The sequence below is a fragment of the Novosphingobium sp. SG751A genome, from assembly GCF_013149295.1.
In the GTDB taxonomy this organism is placed as follows: domain Bacteria; phylum Pseudomonadota; class Alphaproteobacteria; order Sphingomonadales; family Sphingomonadaceae; genus Novosphingobium.
Genome location: NZ_JABGCB010000020.1, coordinates 52173 through 68287, shown reverse-complemented (window position 1 = coordinate 68287; position 16115 = coordinate 52173). Strand labels below are relative to the sequence as shown.

Annotated in this window: 14 protein-coding genes; 7 read left to right on the top strand and 7 right to left on the bottom strand. The window is 64.4% G+C overall.

Annotation, left to right across the window (positions count from 1 at the left end; all coding sequences use genetic code 11):
- Positions 1–4 precede the first annotated feature (4 nt).
- The 5 genes from FHW96_RS21745 to FHW96_RS21725 are packed head-to-tail and all read right to left on the bottom strand — an operon-like array spanning position 5 to position 5961.
- Positions 5–1543: an AMP-binding protein gene (locus FHW96_RS21745; protein ID WP_172342666.1), complete on the bottom strand. Its 1539-nt coding sequence runs from the start codon at positions 1541–1543 to the stop codon at positions 5–7.
- Positions 1534–2889: an MFS transporter gene (locus FHW96_RS21740; protein WP_172342665.1), complete on the bottom strand. Its 1356-nt coding sequence runs from the start codon at positions 2887–2889 to the stop codon at positions 1534–1536. Before FHW96_RS21740 ends, FHW96_RS21745 begins: the two co-directional genes overlap by 10 nt.
- Positions 2890–2922: 33 nt before the next feature.
- A complete protein-coding gene (locus FHW96_RS21735; protein WP_172342664.1) occupies positions 2923–4152 on the bottom strand; it encodes an acyl-CoA dehydrogenase family protein in 1230 nt (409 codons plus the stop codon).
- Positions 4153–4180: 28 nt separating this feature from the next.
- Complete coding sequence (locus FHW96_RS21730; protein ID WP_172342663.1) at positions 4181–4915, bottom strand: SDR family NAD(P)-dependent oxidoreductase; 735 nt, start codon at positions 4913–4915, stop codon at positions 4181–4183.
- 14 nt (positions 4916–4929) lie between these two features.
- Positions 4930–5961, bottom strand: a complete 1032-nt coding sequence (locus FHW96_RS21725) for a phosphotransferase family protein (RefSeq protein ID WP_253951139.1) — start codon at positions 5959–5961, stop codon at positions 4930–4932.
- Positions 5962–6047: 86 nt separating this feature from the next.
- Between FHW96_RS21725 and FHW96_RS21720 the strand changes: the two genes are divergently transcribed.
- The 7 genes from FHW96_RS21720 to FHW96_RS21690 all read left to right on the top strand — a co-directional run bounded on the left by FHW96_RS21720 (position 6048) and on the right by FHW96_RS21690 (position 13344).
- The gene (locus tag FHW96_RS21720) at positions 6048–6764 is read left to right on the top strand and encodes a TetR/AcrR family transcriptional regulator (protein WP_172342662.1); all 717 of its coding nucleotides are present in this window, start codon (positions 6048–6050) and stop codon (positions 6762–6764) included.
- A gap of 56 nt (positions 6765–6820) precedes the next feature.
- Positions 6821–9172, top strand: a complete 2352-nt coding sequence (gene cofH, locus FHW96_RS21715; RefSeq protein ID WP_172342679.1) for a 5-amino-6-(D-ribitylamino)uracil--L-tyrosine 4-hydroxyphenyl transferase CofH — start codon at positions 6821–6823, stop codon at positions 9170–9172.
- Positions 9162–9821, top strand: coding sequence for an NADPH-dependent F420 reductase (gene npdG / locus FHW96_RS21710; protein ID WP_172342661.1), 660 nt, complete (start codon positions 9162–9164; stop codon positions 9819–9821). The genes cofH and npdG overlap by 11 nt, the downstream gene beginning before the upstream one ends.
- 5 nt (positions 9822–9826) lie before the next feature.
- Positions 9827–10582: a coenzyme F420-0:L-glutamate ligase gene (gene cofE, locus FHW96_RS21705; protein WP_172342660.1), complete on the top strand. Its 756-nt coding sequence runs from the start codon at positions 9827–9829 to the stop codon at positions 10580–10582.
- Positions 10579–11508 carry a 2-phospho-L-lactate transferase gene (gene cofD, locus FHW96_RS21700; protein WP_172342659.1) on the top strand — a complete coding sequence of 310 codons (930 nt, stop codon included), beginning with the start codon at positions 10579–10581 and terminating at the stop codon, positions 11506–11508. Before cofE ends, cofD begins: the two co-directional genes overlap by 4 nt.
- 4 nt (positions 11509–11512) lie before the next feature.
- The gene (gene cofC / locus FHW96_RS21695; RefSeq protein WP_172342658.1) at positions 11513–12097 is read left to right on the top strand and encodes a 2-phospho-L-lactate guanylyltransferase; all 585 of its coding nucleotides are present in this window, start codon (positions 11513–11515) and stop codon (positions 12095–12097) included.
- Positions 12098–12171: 74 nt separating this feature from the next.
- A complete protein-coding gene (locus FHW96_RS21690; protein WP_172342657.1) occupies positions 12172–13344 on the top strand; it encodes an acetyl-CoA C-acetyltransferase in 1173 nt (390 codons plus the stop codon).
- Between the two features lie 242 nt (positions 13345–13586).
- Here FHW96_RS21690 and FHW96_RS21685 read toward each other — a convergent pair whose 3' ends face one another.
- The gene (locus FHW96_RS21685; protein ID WP_172342656.1) at positions 13587–15242 is read right to left on the bottom strand and encodes an acyl-CoA dehydrogenase family protein; all 1656 of its coding nucleotides are present in this window, start codon (positions 15240–15242) and stop codon (positions 13587–13589) included.
- The gene (locus FHW96_RS21680; protein ID WP_172342655.1) at positions 15239–16102 is read right to left on the bottom strand and encodes an enoyl-CoA hydratase; all 864 of its coding nucleotides are present in this window, start codon (positions 16100–16102) and stop codon (positions 15239–15241) included. The genes FHW96_RS21685 and FHW96_RS21680 overlap by 4 nt, the downstream gene beginning before the upstream one ends.
- Positions 16103–16115: the final 13 nt, after the last annotated feature.

Here is a 16115-nt window from a genome sequence, read left to right as displayed (position 1 = left end):
GGGATCAGCCTCCGATCGTGCGGTCTGTTGGCCAGAAGCGGGCGCGCAGGGCCTTCTTGTTGACCTTGCCCATGGCGGTGCGGCCGATGTCATCGACCATCTCGTATCCGCGCGGGCATTTGTATCCGGCAAGGGACGCGCGGCAGAAGGCGTTGAGCTCCTCGGCCGTGGGCGGATCGGCAGGATCGACGGGGATGACCAGCGCGCGCGCTTCCTCGCCCATTTCGGCATGGGGGGCGGAGACGACTGCCACATCCTCGACCTTGGGGTGGGTCAGCAGGACATGCTCGGCCTCGGCGGGATAGATGTTGACCCCGCCCGATACGATCATGTCCGAAACCCGGTCGGTGATGAAAAGATAGCCTTCCTCATCGACATAGCCCATTTCGCCCAGCGTAAAGACACCCGGCGCGATATGGGCGGCGGCGGTCTTTTCGGGGTCGCCGCGATAGACGATGCCATGGCCCGACGTGTCGCGGAAATAGACCTGGCCCACCTGATGCGGGGGGAGAGGTGCGCCGTGTTCATCGACGATCACCGTTTCGAACGGAGCCAGCGCGCGGCCCACCGATCCGGGCCGCGCCAGCCATTCGGGCGAGGTGATGAAGGTGGTCGATCCGGCCTCGGTGCCGCCATAGGCCTCGACCAGCACGGGGCCGAACCAGTCGATCATCGCCTTTTTCACATCGCGCGGACAGGCCGCCCCGGTGTGGGCCAGACGCTTCATGCTCGACACGTCGTAACGCGCGCGGATTTCGGGCGAGAGGGCCAGCATACGCTGGAAATGGGTGGGCACCATGACGGACCCTGCGATGCGGTGCTGTTCGATCAGGGCCAGCGCGCGCTCGGCGTCGAAATGGCTCATCACGATCACGCTGCCCCCGGCAAAGACGTTGCGCGCCATGCCCAAAGGCCCGGTGTGATAAAGCGGCCCCACCACCAGCCCCGGCGAGGGCGTGACGCGCGGGCGCAAAGTGTCGGCCAGAGCCTGAAGTGTGGCCACGCGGGGGAAATATTGCGGCGGGGTCTCGGTGGCCTTGGGGCGGCCGGTGGTGCCCGATGTGTAATGCAGATGGGGCAAAGGGGCGCGGGTGGCGTCAGGTTCGGTGCCGGGCGCGGCGGCGATCCAGTCCTCCCAATGGATCAAACCTGGGCGCGGGGCGCAGCGCCATCCTATCACGGTGTCGATCCCCGCCTCGGCGGCGGCGGCCATCCCTGCCTCGACCGTTTCCGGCCCGACCAGCACGGCAATCGCACCGGAGTCCTTGAAAATATAGGCTGCTTCGGCCGCCGTCAGATGAAAGCTGGTGGGGACGCTGGAGATGCCCGTCTCGATACAGGCGACATAGGCGATCACCACTTCGGCGGCGTTCTGGGCAAAGACCGCCACGCGGCGCTCGCCCGTAAAGGGCAGCGCGCCCAGCGCATTGGCGGCATGGTTCAAAACCGGGTCAAGCGCATTCCAGCTATAGGCCACGCGTTCATCGGCCAGCGCGAGGGTCTCGCGTTTGTCCGCCGCGATGGCGGCAAGGGTCAGCGACATGCAATGTCCTTTCGGGGAAAAACGCGCGCCTCAGCCATGGGGCCCTCACGCGCGGCAATGGCGCCCGCCAGATAGCGCAGCGCCCGTCGGAAAGCGGCCCATGCCAGCACCGTGCCGCTAATCACGACAACGGCCAGCGAGGAGCCAAGGGCGGCTTCGGAATGGAACACATATTGGGTGAGCGCGGCGACAATCGCCGGACCCGCGCCCAGCCCGAGCAGGGTGAAAACAAAGAGAAAGAAAGCCAGCAGCCGCGCGCGCACCTGCGCCGGGGCAATCATGGCCATGACCGAGGAGACATAGACCATGAAAGGCACGGTGATGAATTGCGCCACGCAATAACAGGCAAGGAACACCCAGACATTGCGCGCAAAGAACATATAGGCGATGACCGGGAACAGGCCAAAGATCAGCCAGCCATAGAAGCGCAGATGCGCGTCCTTCATGCCGCGGGCAAACAGCTTGTCCACGATCCAGCCGTTCAGAACCAGACTGACCGCCGAGATGATGTTCATGATGGAAAGCGCGGGGCCATATTGCACCGGCTTCCAGCCGAAATGGCGCTCGATATAGGTGGGCACCCAATTGGTCATCGAATAGCCGCAGATGGCCAGCGCCGAGGTGCCGATCAGCATCAGCCCCAGCAGGCGCCAGTTGCCGCGCACAAAGTCCATCGTGACCGCGCGGGCATTGGCCTTATCGCTTTCCCCGGCCAGACGGCGGCGCGGCGGATCGGGAAAGGTGAAGACCAGCAGGGCCAGCAACAGCCCCGGCAGGCCGACCATCATCATCACCAATTGCCACGGCTGGCTGGCCGCATGAAAAGGCAAGGCCAGCCCCTTATGCGCGGTGGCCCATGCAATCGCGATGCCGCCAAGGCCGAAAGCCGTGGCCGAGCCGACCTTGCCCGCCATCTGGAACGTGGATGTGGCCCGCGTCAGCAGATGCGGCGGGAAAGCGTCCGCAATCAGCGAATAGGCAGCGGGCAGCAGCGCCGCTTCGCCCGCGCCCACCAGAATGCGCGCGGCCAGCAGACCCTCATAGCTCTGCGCATAGCCGCAGGCGATAGTGGCGCAAGCCCAGACCATTACCCCGCCAAAGATGATCAACCGCCGCGAATAACGATCCGAGGCCCAGCCCAAGGGCAGGCCGAACACCGCATAGAAAATCGCAAAGGAGGTCGAAGTCACCATGCTGACCTGAACATCGGTCAACGCCAGATGCGCCTTGATCGGGCTGACCAGCATGGACAGGATCAGCCGGTCCACCCAGCTTTGCACATAAAGCAGGAACAGCACCGCGACCATCCACCAGCCACGGCCTGTATTTTCGGATTGGTCATTCATCGCGGCGCGCTCCTGTTTTGTGGGTGGCCGGATTTAGCGGACAGGAAGGGCGGACAATTGGGCGATCTTCAGCTTGCCCAACTGGGCCAGATGCACCTCGTCCGGGCCATCGGTCAGGCGGACATAGCGCGCGTTGATAAAGGCGCTGGCCACGGGGAAGTCCTTGGACAGGCCGATGCCGCCATGGACCTGTATCGCGCGGTCGGTGACGGTTTGCGCCATGCGCGGGGCCACCACCTTGATCGCGGCGATCAGATCCTTGGCCGCCTTGTTGCCATAGCGGTCCATCGCATCGGCGGCTTTGAGGGTCAGCAGACGCGCCTGTTCGACCTCGCAGAAGGAGAGGGCGACTTCCTGACGGATGCTGCCCTGATCGGCCAGCTTGCGGCCAAAGGCGACGCGTTCATTGACACGGCGCGCCATATATTCCAGCGCTCGCTGGGCCTGACCGATCACGCGCATGCAATGGTGGATGCGGCCCGGCCCGAGGCGGCCCTGCGCGATTTCAAACCCGCGCCCTTCGCCCAGCACCATGTTGGCGGCGGGCACGCGGACGTTGGTGAAACTGACCTCGGCATGGCCGGTGGGCGAATGATAGGTGCCCAAAACGTCGAGCGGGCGCACGATCTCGATGCCGGGCGTGTCGCGGGGCACAAGGATCATCGAATGCTGTTGATGCCTGCCCCGGCTATCGTCGGGCGTGCGGCCCAGTGCGATGAACAGTTTGCAGTTGGGATCACACGCGCTCGAAATCCACCATTTGCGGCCATTGATGACATAATCATCGCCATCGCGGACAATCGAGGTTTCGATATTGGTGGCGTCGGACGATGCCACCGCCGGTTCGGTCATCACATAGGAGGAGCGGATTTCACCGGCCATCAGGGGCGTGAGCCATTGTTCCTGCTGCTCTGGCGTGCCGTAACGGGCGAGCACCTCCATATTACCCGAATCGGGCGCGGCGCAGTTGAAATATTCCGAAGCGCCGATCACGCGGCCCATGATCTCGGCCAGAGGCGCATATTCCAGATTGGTCAGGCCGGGGCTGAAGGCGCCATATTCATGGGGCAGGAACAGGTTCCACAATCCCGCATCCTTGGCCTTGGCCTTGATGCCCTCGGTGCCGTGCCAGCGTTTCCACGCATTGGCCGGATCGGCATGAAAGCGGTCGCGCTCCTTTTCGATCGGATAGACATAGGCGTCCATGAATTCGGTCAATTGCGCGGACAGCGCCTTCACCTTGTCGGAATATTCGAAATCCATCGGGGTGAACCCTTTGCGAAATGAGGATTTACAGGGTCAGGCCGCCATCGACGATGATGGTTTGCCCGCAGATGTAGCCCGCCAGCGGCGAGGCGAGGAAAAGCGCGACACCCGCCATTTCCTCGACCGTGCCGAAGCGGCGCAGGGGGATCTTGGCCAGCGCGCGGGTCCGGCGCTCGTCATTCTCCATCGTCACCTTGGTCATTTTGGTGTCGACAAGGCTGGGCGCGATGCCGTTGACGCGGATGCCGTCGCCCGCCCATGCCTGCGCCAGCGTGCGCACCAGATTGACCGCGCCCGCCTTGGAGGCCGCATAGGCCGGGTTGCCCATCGTGGCGCGAAAGGCGCCAATGGAACTGACGACGATGACGCTGCCCTTTGTGGCGGCCAGTTCGGCGTGAAAGCGCTGCGAAATATGCATCACGCTGCCCAGATTGACCGCCATCACCTTGTCCCATCCTTCGGGGGTGAATTCCTGACGGCGGTAAAGCACCGCGCCCTGCGAATGGACCAGAATATCGATGGTTTCGAACGGGGCGGGGGTCGCAGCAATCGCGGCGGCATCGCTGACATCGACCTGTGTGTAGCCAAGGCCCGAGAGGTCGGACCCTTCCTCGCCCGCATAGTTGGCCGCCGTGGCGCGCGTGCCCCAGACATGGACATGGGCGCCCGCGTCGAACAGCGCGCGGGCAATGCCATTGCCGATCCCGCTGGAGCCGCCAATGACCAGCGCATGTTTGCCGGTGAAATCGAGTGGGTTCATCGGGCGATACCTTTTTAACGGATGAGGCGCGCGGCGCGCTCGAACAGGTGGATGGCGCGGCCATGCAGGCGGTCGCCGACATCGCGCGGCGCCTTTCCGGCGCAGGCGCGGGCAAAGGTGCCCTCAAGCAGGATGCCCAGCTTGTAACAGGCCAGAACGTGATACCAGTCGATGGCGGCCAGATTGCGGGCTGACCCGGCGCGATAGCGCGCGATCAGTTCCGCAGGCGTAGGGAAACCGTCCCATGGCGTGACCGACACCGTGCTGGCGCCGTCTCCGTCGGGCCAAGTGGCCAGCACCCAGCCCAGATCGAGCAGCGGATCACCGATCGTGGCCAGTTCCCAATCGACAATCGCGGCCAGATCGGCGCTGTCGCGGCGATACATGACATTGGCCAGATGATAGTCGCCATGCATTATCCCCGCGATGAAGGAGCCGGGGCGATGCGCATCGAGCCAAGCGCCCACGGCGCCCACATCGGGCAGCGCATCCGCGCCGGGCCATGCGGCAAAATCGGCATAGGAGGCCAGTTGATCGCGCCAGCGCGACACCTGTCGGTCAAGGAAACCTTCCGGCTTGCCGAAACCTTCAAGGCCCACGGCGCGGTAATTGACCCGCCCCAGCGCGGCAATGCCATCGACCAGCGCCAGACCCATCGCATGGCGCATGGCGGGCGAGGAGGCATGGGGCTCGGGAAGCTGGCCGATGGGGTTGAAGCCATCGACCGGCTCCATCAGATAGAAGGCGCAGCCCAGCACATTTTCATCGTCGCAGGCCGCGATCAGCGCCGGATGCGGCACATCGCTGCCCGCAAGGGCGCGCAGCACGCGGGCCTCGCGGCGCATCGTTTCGTTCGAATTGGCGCGCGGGTGCAATGGGGGGCGGCGAAACACGAAGGTCCGCCCGTCCATGACAAAGCGCAACAGGATATTCTGTGTGCCGCCCGCCAGCGTTGTGACATCCTCGATCACGCCGCCGCCCAGCCCTTGAACACGCATCCATGCGCCCAGCGAATCGGTGTTTACGCCCAAATTCACAAGAGACATCCTCAACTTATGCGATGTGTCATCATCGTCTAATGCAAATGGATAATGCACTTGACGAGAGGCCTTGGCAATGAGATTTTGCACTCATGGTCAGACTTCAGAAACCAAAGGCAGAGGAAAACACCGCAGGCGGCGCTGAGCAATTACAGCGGATCGCGCTGCGTCTGTTTGCCGAACGCGGGGTTGATGGCGTGACCGTGCGCGAGATTGCCGCGGCCGCCGGACAGAAGAATCATGGCGCGGTGGGCTATCATTTCGGGTCCAAGGAAACGCTGGTGCGCGCGATCATCAAGGATGGCGCGGTGGAGCTGGACCGGCTGCGCAACAGCGCGCTTGATGCAATGGAGGCGGCCGGCGGCCCGCGTCATTTGCGCGATGTGGTCGATGTGCTGATCGGCTCGGTCACGGCGCTGTCGGACGATGATTATGTGCGCTTCATCACGCTCTTCGGCATGACTCACCGCGATTTTATGATCGAGGCGATCGAGCCGGAATGGAACCATGCCTATGGCCGGTGTCTGGCGCATCTGCGCCGCCTGATGCCGGCGATGAACGCGGCCTTGCGCAACCAGCGCTTCGTTTTCATGGGCGCGCTGCTCAGCGCGGTACTTTCGGCGCGGGCGCGGGCGCTCGCCGATCCTACGCGGCCCCATGCGATGTGGGCGGGTGACATTGGCCTTGAACATTTCGCACAGGTGATGACCGCGATGCTGGCAGCCCCGGTCGATTTGCCGGATAGTGACATACAAATGGCTGATTCGAAAAGGCTTGCCGATCATGGGCCGCTTGGTCCGGTCGGATAGAATACGGGAGAGAGATAGTGGAAAGCGCGACCAAAACTGGCGCCTTTAATGCGGATATGCCGCTTGATGCCATGATGGCGGCGGCCTGTGCCTTGCGCGATGCGGGGCATGGGCGGGTGCAGACATGGTCGCGCAAGGTGTTCATCCCGCTCACGCAATTGTGCCGCGACCGGTGTCATTACTGCACCTTTGCCCAGCCGCCTCAGCCGGGCGAATCGCCCTATATGAGCCGCGAGGATGTGCTGGCCGTGGCCCGCGCCGGGGCGGCGGCGGGCTGCACCGAGGCGCTTTTCACTTTGGGCGACAAGCCGGAGCTGCGCTACAGCGCGGCGCGCGAGGCGCTGGCCAAGATGGGCTATGCCAGCACCATCGACTATCTGGTCGCCATGTGCGCGGCGGTGCGCGATGAAACGGGCCTGCTGCCCCATGTGAACGCGGGCGTGATGAGCCGTGACGAGATGGCGCGTTTGCGCGAGGTGTCCGTCTCGCAGGGGCTGATGCTCGAATCGCTCAGCCCGCGCCTGTGCGCAAAGGGCGGACCGCATTACCGTTCGCCCGACAAGGAGCCCGAGGCGCGGCTGGCCATGCTGCGCCAGGCGGGTGAATTGCATGTGCCTTTCACCACCGGCATCCTGATCGGCATTGGCGAAACGCGCGGGGAACGCATCGAGGCGCTTGAAGCCATTGCTGCCGAGCACCGCCGTTACGGCCATGTGCAGGAAGTCATCGTTCAGAATTTCCGCGCCAAAGCTCGCACCCCCATGGCCGATGCGCCCGAGCCGGATCTCGATGACCTGCTCTGGACCATCGCGGCGGCGCGGCTGATTCTGGGGCCGGATATGAATATTCAGGCCCCGCCCAACCTGTCGGCGGATGATTTTCCGCGCCTGATCGCGGCGGGGATCAACGATTGGGGCGGGGTGTCGCCCGTCACCATCGACCATGTGAACCCCGAAGCGCCATGGCCCGAAGTGGAGCGCCTGCGCGGCGGGACCGAGCAAGCGGGCCGCAGTCTTGTCGCGCGTCTGCCCGCTTACCCTGCATGGCTGGGCGCGCAGTGGCAGGCGCCATCCATGCGCCGCGCCATACTGGCGGCCAGCGATGCCCCAGGCTTCGCTCGCGATGATATGTGGTCGCCCGGTGTCGCCTTGCCCAAGCGGGCGGCGCTCGGCTCGGTTCTGTCGGTTGCCCCGGCCATTGCGCAGGTGGTTCAATCGGCGATGGCGGGCGGTGCGTTGGACGAAGACGCCATTGTCACGCTGTTTTCCGCGCGCGATGCCGATCTGGAGCATGTCTGCGCGGCGGCGGACAATCTGCGGCGGGAAAAGAAGGGGGAGGCGATCACCTATGTCGTCAACCGCAACATCAATTACACCAATATCTGCACCTTCAAATGCGGCTTCTGCGCCTTTTCCAAGGGCGATATGGCCGAGGCCCTGCGCGGGCGGCCCTATGACCTGTCGATGGACGAGGTGATCCGCCGCACCGCCGAGGCATGGGCGCGCGGGGCCACCGAGGTCTGCCTGCAAGGCGGCATCCATCCGCATTACACCGGCGAGACCTATATCAATCTGGCCAAGGCGGTGCGTGCGGCGGTGCCGGAGATGCATATCCATGCCTTCTCGCCGCTGGAGGTGTCGCAGGGGGCCAAGGCGTCCAATCTCTCGCTCGAAAACTATCTGCGCGCTCTGAAAGAGGCCGGGCTGGATACGTTGCCCGGCACGGCGGCGGAAATCCTTGATGATGAGGTGCGCGATGTCATTTGCCCCGACAAGCTGACCACCGACGAATGGCTGGAGGTGATCGAGACGGCGCATAAGGTGGGCTTCAAGACCACCGCGACGATCATGTTCGGCCATGTCGAAACACCCCGACATTGGGCGCGCCACCTGATCCGCATCCGCGAGCTTCAGGAACGCACCGGGGGCTTTACCGAATTTGTGCCTCTGCCCTTTATCCATATGGAGGCGCCGATGGCGATCAAGGGGCAGGCGCGCCATGGCCCGACCTTCCGCGAGGTGCGCCTGATGCACGCCGTGGCGCGGCTGGTGCTGAATGGCCGCATCGATTCGATCCAGACCAGTTGGGTGAAACTGGGCGAGGAAGGCGTGAAGGCCTGCCTCAATTCGGGCGCCAACGATCTGGGCGGCACCTTGATGAATGAAAGCATCAGCCGCGCGGCGGGCGCCGCCCATGGGCAGGAAATGCCGCCCGAGGCGATGGAGGCGCTGATCCGCAGCATCGGCCGCGTGCCGGTGCAGCGCAGCACCGCCTATGGCGCTGTGGCGCAGGAGATCCACCAGCGCGGGCTGAATGCGCCCTCGCTGACCCCGATGATTCAGACCCCGCCGCGCAAAAAGCGCGAAGGGGCCAATGATAAAACAGAGAGGTTTGAACATGCAGGATAAGGCAACCATCGCCGTTCTGGGCGGCACGGGCAAGGAAGGCGGCGGGCTGGCGCTGCGCTGGGCGCACAAGGGCCACCGCGTCATCATCGGCGGACGCAGCGCCGAGCGCGCGGGCGAAAGTGCGGCGGCGATGAATGCCACGCTGGGCGGCGGCAATGTGTCGGGCATGGCCAACGTCGATGCCGCCGTCGCGGCTGATATTGTCGTGCTGGCCGTGCCCTATGCGGCGCAGCAGGCCACCGTGCAGGAAGTGGCCGCGGGCCTTGCGGGCAAGATCCTGATCGATGTGACGGTGCCGCTGGTCCCGCCCAAGGTCAGCCGGGTGCATATTCCCGAAGGCGGTTCAGCGGTCGAGGTGGTGCAGAAAATGCTGGGCGAAAGTGTCCGGGTGGTTTCGGCCTTTCAGAACATTTCCGCCCATCACCTGACCAAGCTGGATGAAGAGATCGAATGTGACGTTCTGGTCTGCGCCGATGATGGCGCGGCGGGCGATGAGGTGGTGGCGCTGGCGCAGGAGATTGGCCTGCGCGCATGGTATGCCGGCCCCCTGTGCAATTCGATTGTGGCCGAGGGGCTGACTTCGGTGCTGATCGCGCTCAATCGGCGGTATAAAGTGCCGGGCGCGGGCATTCGCATCACGGGCGTGTAAGACATATGATTTCGATCCACACCTTGCCCGGCGTGCCGCTGATCGCGCCGGGCGATGATCTGGGGCGGGTGATCCTTGATGCGCTGGGCGTGGACGGGTTGGCTTTGCGCGATGGCGATATCATCGTTCTGGCGCAAAAGATCGTGTCCAAGGCGGAGGGGCGCGCTGTGCCGCTTTCGGGCGTGCGCCCCTCGTTTGCCGCGCAGGATCTGGCCGCGCGATGCGACAAGGATGCGCGGCTGGTCGAGCTGATCCTGTCGGAAAGCGAGCGGGTGATGCGGGTGCGGCGCGGGGTGCTGATCGTGCGGCATCGGCTGGGTTTTGTGCTGGCCAATGCCGGGATCGACCAGTCCAATGTCGATCAGGGCGAGGAGCCGGTGGCGCTTCTTCTCCCGCTGGACCCCGACGCCAGCGCGGCGGCCATCCGCAGCGCCTTGGTCAAGGCCAGCGGGGCCGATGTGGCGGTGGTCATCATCGACAGTTTTGGCCGCGCATGGCGCAATGGCACATGCGGCGTGGCGATTGGTTGTGCGGGCATGGCGGGCCTGCTTGATCTGCGCGGCACGCCCGATCTCTATGGCCGCGAACTGGCCACCAGCGAATTGGGCCTTGCCGATGAAGTGGCGGCGGCAGCCTCGCTGGCCATGGGACAGGCGGCGGAAGGATCGCCCATCGTGCTGCTGCGCGGGGTGGCCTATGGTCGGCGTGAGGGCAAGGCGGCGGAACTGATCCGCCCGCTGGAAATGGATCTGTTCCCATGAGCATATTGGCAATAGCGGGCGGGGTCGGCGGGGCCAAATTGGCGGCGGGGCTGGCCGCCGTGCTGCCTGCGGGCGAATTGACCATCGCGGTCAATACCGGCGATGATTTTGAACATATGGGCCTGAGCATCTGCCCTGATATTGATTCTGTCACCTATGCCCTTGCGGGGATGAACAACCGCGAAAAGGGCTGGGGCGTCGCGGACGAGACATGGGCCTTTATGGACATGGCGGGCAAGTTGGGCGGAGAGACATGGTTCGCGCTGGGCGACCGCGATCTGGCCACGCATGTGCTGCGCACGCAGGCGCTGCGCGGGGGGCAAAGCCTCTCGGCGGTGGTGGCGCGGATGGCGGCGGCGCTGGGCATTGGCCAGTCGGTTGTGCCGATGAGCGATGATCCGGTGCGCACGATCATTTCTACCGATGAGGGCGACCTGGCTTTTCAGGACTATTTCGTGCGACGGCAATGCGCGCCTGTGTTCCGCGCGATCCGGTTCGACGGGGCGGAGCGGGCGCATATGGCGCAGGGTTTTGCGGCGGCTCTGGCCGATCCGGGGTTGGAGGCGATTGTCTTTTGCCCGTCCAACCCGATCCTTTCGATTGCGCCGATCCTGTCGGTGCCGGGGGTCAGGGATGCCTTGATGCGGCGCAGGGTGCCTGCGGTCGCGCTCTCGCCCTTTATTGCCGGACAGGCGATCAAGGGGCCGGCGGCCAAGATTATGGGCGAGCTGGGCCTTGGCACCACGCCGGGCGCGGTGGCGGATCAATATGCCGGGTTGATCGATGGGTTGATGGTGGACAGCGCAGATGCCGGGGCGCTCAATGGCCTGGTGGTCTGCGCCACCGATACGCTGATGCGCGATGCCGCCGATCAGGCGAGGCTGGCGCGTGAAGTGCTGGGCTTTGCCCGCGAACTGGCGAATTGAGGCGATGGCGCGGCCAGTCATCCTCATCCCGGTCAAGCCTTTCGCGCGGGCCAAGTCGCGGCTGGCGGGCGTGATGGATGATGCGGCGCGAGAGGTTTTGGCGCGGCGGCTGTTTGCCCATGTGTTGGGGCAGGCAGGGCAGGTTGCCGATGTGCTGGTGGTCAGCCGCGACGAGGATGCGCAGGCGCAGGCGCGCGCGGCAGGCGCGATGGCGCTGCGCGAGACATGCGCGGGGCATAATCCGGCGCTGGCGCAGGCTTTGCTGAAACTGGACCGGATGGCGCGCGCGCCGGTGCTGATCGTCAGTTCCGATCTGCCCTTGCTGGGGCCGCAGGATTTGCGCGTGATGCTGGCGCCGCCCATGGGCGTCTCGGTGATGATTGCCACCGACACGGCAGGGCAGGGGACCAATGCGCTTTATCTGGCCCATCCCGCGATCCTCGCCCTGCGCTTTGGGCCGGGCAGCCGCGCCGCGCATGAGCGCGAGGCGCAGCGCGCGGGGCTGGGCTGCCGGGTGATCCGGCGCGAGGGGCTGGCGCGCGATCTGGATGTGCCTGCGGATCTGCCTATTTTGCTCTCAAGGGCATAATTGGCTTGTGTGATCCGGGCTGAAATGCCTATAAATCTGCATCACAGTATAGATTCATAAAGAGAGGATGAGGCATGGCGGAAGCCTATATCGTGGCCGTGGCGCGTTCGGCCGGGGGCAAGCGCGGCGGGCGGCTGGCCGGGGTGCATCCGGCGGATCTGGCCGGGCGGGTGCTGGCCGGATTGATCGACCGGGCGGGCATTGATCCCGCGCTGGTCGAGGATGTCATTATGGGCTGCGCCTGTCCAGGCGGTGAGCAGGGCGCCAATATCGCCCGCAACGCGGTGCTGGCGGGTGGATTGCCCGAATCGGTGCCCGGCACCCATGTCGACCGCCAGTGCGGATCGAGCCAGCAGGCCGTCCATTTCGCCGCCGCCACGGTGATGGCGGGCGTGATGGATGTCGTCATCGCGGCGGGCGTCGAGAGCATGACCCGCGTGCCGATGGGCCTGCCCTGGACGCTGGCCGCCAAGCATGGGTTTGGCACCTATCGCAGCCCCGGCATCGAGGCGCGCTATCCCGACACGCCCTTCAGCCAGTTTGGCGGGGCCGAAATGCTGGCGAAGAAATATGGCCTGACGCGCGATGTGCTGGACGCCTATGCGCTGGAAAGCCACCGCCGCGCCGCCGCCGCCACGGCGGCGGGCAAGTTCGACGCGGAAATCATCCCGCTGGAGGTGGTCACGCCCGAAGGCGAGACGGTGATCCACAAGACCGACGAGGGCATCCGCGCCGACGCCAGCCTCGAAAAGATTGCAAGCGTCAAATTGCTGACCGAAGGCGGCGTTATCAGCGCGGCCAATGCCAGCCAGATCTGCGATGGCGCGGCGGCTGTGCTGGTGGTCAACGAGCGTGGGCTCAAGGCGCTGGGTTTGAAGCCCTTGGCCCGCATCCATCAGATGACCGTTCTTGGCCACGATCCCGTCATCATGCTGGAGGCGCCGATCCCGGCCACCCAGCGCGCGTTGAGCAAGGCGGGTATGGGGATTGGCGACATTGACCTCTATGAAGTCAACGAGGCCTTTGCTCCGGTGCCGCTGGCTTGGGTGCAGGCGATGGGGGCCGATCCGGCGCGGATGAATGTACATGGCGGGGCGATTGCTCTGGGCCATCCGCTGGGCGGGTCTGGCGCAAAGCTGATGGCGACTTTGGTCAGTGCACTGCATTTGACCGGGGGGCGGTATGGTTTGCAGACCATGTGTGAGGCGGGCGGGATGGCCAATGTGACCGTGGTGGAGAGGTTGTAAGAAAGGGTTTGCCTCCGGCGGGCAAAGGGCGAAAGCCCTTTGCAATCCCGTTAATGGGGTGGGGCAAGATCGCATGCTGGGCATCAATCATTAAAGCCTGCGGCGCGCAAGGGGCATCCCTATCCGCGCCGTAGGCTTTAAACTTTCAACGCTGCGTCCGACACCTATGGCCGAACCCATAGCGCAACAAAGACAGTAACGGGAGCGCGAGGGTCTAGACCCTCGCACCTAAAATCCCTTCTTTAATTTCCCCCATCCAATAACCGCCGCGCAATCACCTGCGCTTGAATCTCGCCCGCGCCTTCAAAAATGTTCAAAATCCGCGCATCGGCCAGCAAGCGGCTGACGACATATTCCATCGCGAACCCATTGCCGCCGTGGATTTGTAGGGCATTGTCCGCCGCCGCCCATGCCACGCGAGCGCCAATCAGTTTGGCCATGCCGGCTTCAAGGTCGCATCTTTTGCCCTCGTCTTTGCGGCGGGCGGCGAAATAGGTGAGCTGGCGCGCTCCCATGATTTCGGCCGCCATTATCGCCAGCTTGTTAGCCACGCGGGGGAATTCGATGATCGGTCGCCCGAATTGCTTGCGGTCCATCGCATAGGCAAGGCCGACGTCGAGCGAGGCCTGCGCCACGCCGATGGCGCGCGCAGCGGTCTGGATGCGGGCGCTTTCGAAGGTGGCCATCAATTGCTTGAAGCCCTGCCCCTCCACCCCGCCCAGCAGATTGGCGGCGGGAACGCGGAAATCGTCAAAGCCGATTTCGTACTCCTTCATCCCGCGATAGCCGATCACGCCGATCTCGCCCCCGCTCATGCCGGGGCTGGGGAAGGGGTTGGCCTCATCGCCGCGCGCCTTGGGTGCGATCAGCATCGAGAGCCCGCTGTGGTTGCGCGTTTCCGGATTGGTGCGCACCAGCAGCGTCATCACATCGGCGCGGGCGGCATGGGTGATCCATGTCTTGTTGCCGCTGATGCTGTATTCATCCCCGGCCAATGTCGCGCGCGTGCGCAGCGAGCCAAGGTCCGATCCCGTATCCGGTTCGGTGAACACGGCGGTAGGCAGGATCGCCGCGCTGGCGATCTGGGGCAGCCAGTGCTGTTTCTGCTCCAGCGTGCCGCCGGTCAGGATCAGTTCGGCGGCAATTTCGGACCGCGTGGCCAGCGAGCCGACCCCGATCCACCCGCGAGATAGTTCTTCGGACACTACGCACATCGCGGTCTTGCCCATGCCCAGCCCGCCGAATTCCTCCGGGATGGTCATGGCGAACACGCCCATCTCGCCCAGTTCATCGACCAACTCGATGGGGATCAATTCGTCCTTCAAATGCCATTCGTGGGCATGGGGCGCGACCTTGTCGTTGGACAGGGCAAAGAACTGATCGCGGATCAGGGTGAGCGTTTCATCCAGCCCGCAATTTTCCAAAGTCACCCGCCCGCGCGCATCGATCAGATGGTGCGCGATGGCGGTTTTCACCCCTTGCATCCCGCCCTCGCGAATCAGGCGCGTGATCGCGGGCGCATCCAGCGCCGAGGCATCATCGCACAGATCGGCGGGGCGGATCACCTCGCCCTGATTCATCGCGATGCCGCCGCGCATCTGTGCCCCATATTCGGCAAACAGCAATTGTGCGAGCAGGGCCTCGACCTCGGTAAATTCCCCGGCCGTTTCCAGCGCGGCGGCCCAAGCGGCCACCTCGCGCAGCAATTCGGCATAGGAGGCATACCAGCCAAAGCCATGGACGATATGCTGTTCCACATCGGCGGCCACGCGGTCCACCTTGCCTTCAGGCGTGGCGATGCGGGCTTTCACCTGCGGCTCTGCCCGCGCGACAAAAGCCGCCGCCGCATCCGCCGCCGCAGACAGCAGGGCGGTCAGCCCCGGCAGAACAGGTGTCATTCCTTATCCTCTGCTTGATTTTTATTCGCCGCCGCCATCGCCTTGGCGTCCAGCCCGCCGACCAGATTGCCGGTCATCAACTGGTTATGCGCATGGGCCAGATGGTGCATGTGGAACACGCCATCCATCGCCTGCCGCTTGCCGCGCAGATCCTCGACGAAATTGAACGCCTGCTTGGTCAGCGCCATGCCGAAACGGTCGCGATCGACCAGTTCGGCGGCGATCTTGGCGACTTCTTCGCGCAGGGTTTCGCGCGGGAAAATCTCGTTGACCATGCCGAACTGATAAGCCCGCGCCGCAGGCATCCGGCGGCCCAGCAAGAGCAACTCGCGCGCCACGCGGGGCGGCAATTCGAATGCATGGGCGAAATATTCCACCCCCGGCTGCGCCATGCGCAACACCGGATCCTGAAAAAACGCATCTTCGGACGCGATAATCAGATCGCAGACCCATGCCAGCATCAGCCCGCCTGCGATGCAGGCGCCCTGCACCATGGCGATCATCGGCTTGGGGATTTCCTGCCAGCGGCGGCACAGGCCCAGATAGCCGTCCTGCTCCAGCACATATTGCCGCTCGGCCCCGCCCTTGTTCAGATGGTCCCACCACATGGTCGTGCGGTGGCGCGGCATGTGGCTGTCCTTTTCGGGCGTGCCAATGTCGTGGCCTGCGGAAAAATGCTTGCCCTCGCCGCCCAGCACGATGACCTTGACCTCATCGTCTTCGACCGCGCGCTTGAACGCATCGTCCAACTGGCCCAGCAGGCGATAGTTCTGCGCATTGGAATATTGCGGGCGGTTCAGCATCACCCATGCCACGCCATCGGTGACATTATAGGTGACGAATTCGGGTGTTTCGCTCATCGGCTCTATCCCC

Coding starts and splice junctions, on each gene's coding strand:
- FHW96_RS21745 (WP_172342666.1), bottom strand. CDS start 1,543: ATGTCGCTGACCCTTGCCGCCATCGCGGCGGACAAACGCGAGACCCTC.
- FHW96_RS21740 (WP_172342665.1), bottom strand. CDS start 2,889: ATGAATGACCAATCCGAAAATACAGGCCGTGGCTGGTGGATGGTCGCG.
- FHW96_RS21735 (WP_172342664.1), bottom strand. CDS start 4,152: ATGGATTTCGAATATTCCGACAAGGTGAAGGCGCTGTCCGCGCAATTG.
- FHW96_RS21730 (WP_172342663.1), bottom strand. CDS start 4,915: ATGAACCCACTCGATTTCACCGGCAAACATGCGCTGGTCATTGGCGGC.
- FHW96_RS21725 (WP_253951139.1), bottom strand. CDS start 5,961: ATGTCTCTTGTGAATTTGGGCGTAAACACCGATTCGCTGGGCGCATGG.
- FHW96_RS21720 (WP_172342662.1), top strand. CDS start 6,048: ATGGTCAGACTTCAGAAACCAAAGGCAGAGGAAAACACCGCAGGCGGC.
- cofH (WP_172342679.1), top strand. CDS start 6,821: ATGCCGCTTGATGCCATGATGGCGGCGGCCTGTGCCTTGCGCGATGCG.
- npdG (WP_172342661.1), top strand. CDS start 9,162: ATGCAGGATAAGGCAACCATCGCCGTTCTGGGCGGCACGGGCAAGGAA.
- cofE (WP_172342660.1), top strand. CDS start 9,827: ATGATTTCGATCCACACCTTGCCCGGCGTGCCGCTGATCGCGCCGGGC.
- cofD (WP_172342659.1), top strand. CDS start 10,579: ATGAGCATATTGGCAATAGCGGGCGGGGTCGGCGGGGCCAAATTGGCG.
- cofC (WP_172342658.1), top strand. CDS start 11,513: ATGGCGCGGCCAGTCATCCTCATCCCGGTCAAGCCTTTCGCGCGGGCC.
- FHW96_RS21690 (WP_172342657.1), top strand. CDS start 12,172: ATGGCGGAAGCCTATATCGTGGCCGTGGCGCGTTCGGCCGGGGGCAAG.
- FHW96_RS21685 (WP_172342656.1), bottom strand. CDS start 15,242: ATGACACCTGTTCTGCCGGGGCTGACCGCCCTGCTGTCTGCGGCGGCG.
- FHW96_RS21680 (WP_172342655.1), bottom strand. CDS start 16,102: ATGAGCGAAACACCCGAATTCGTCACCTATAATGTCACCGATGGCGTG.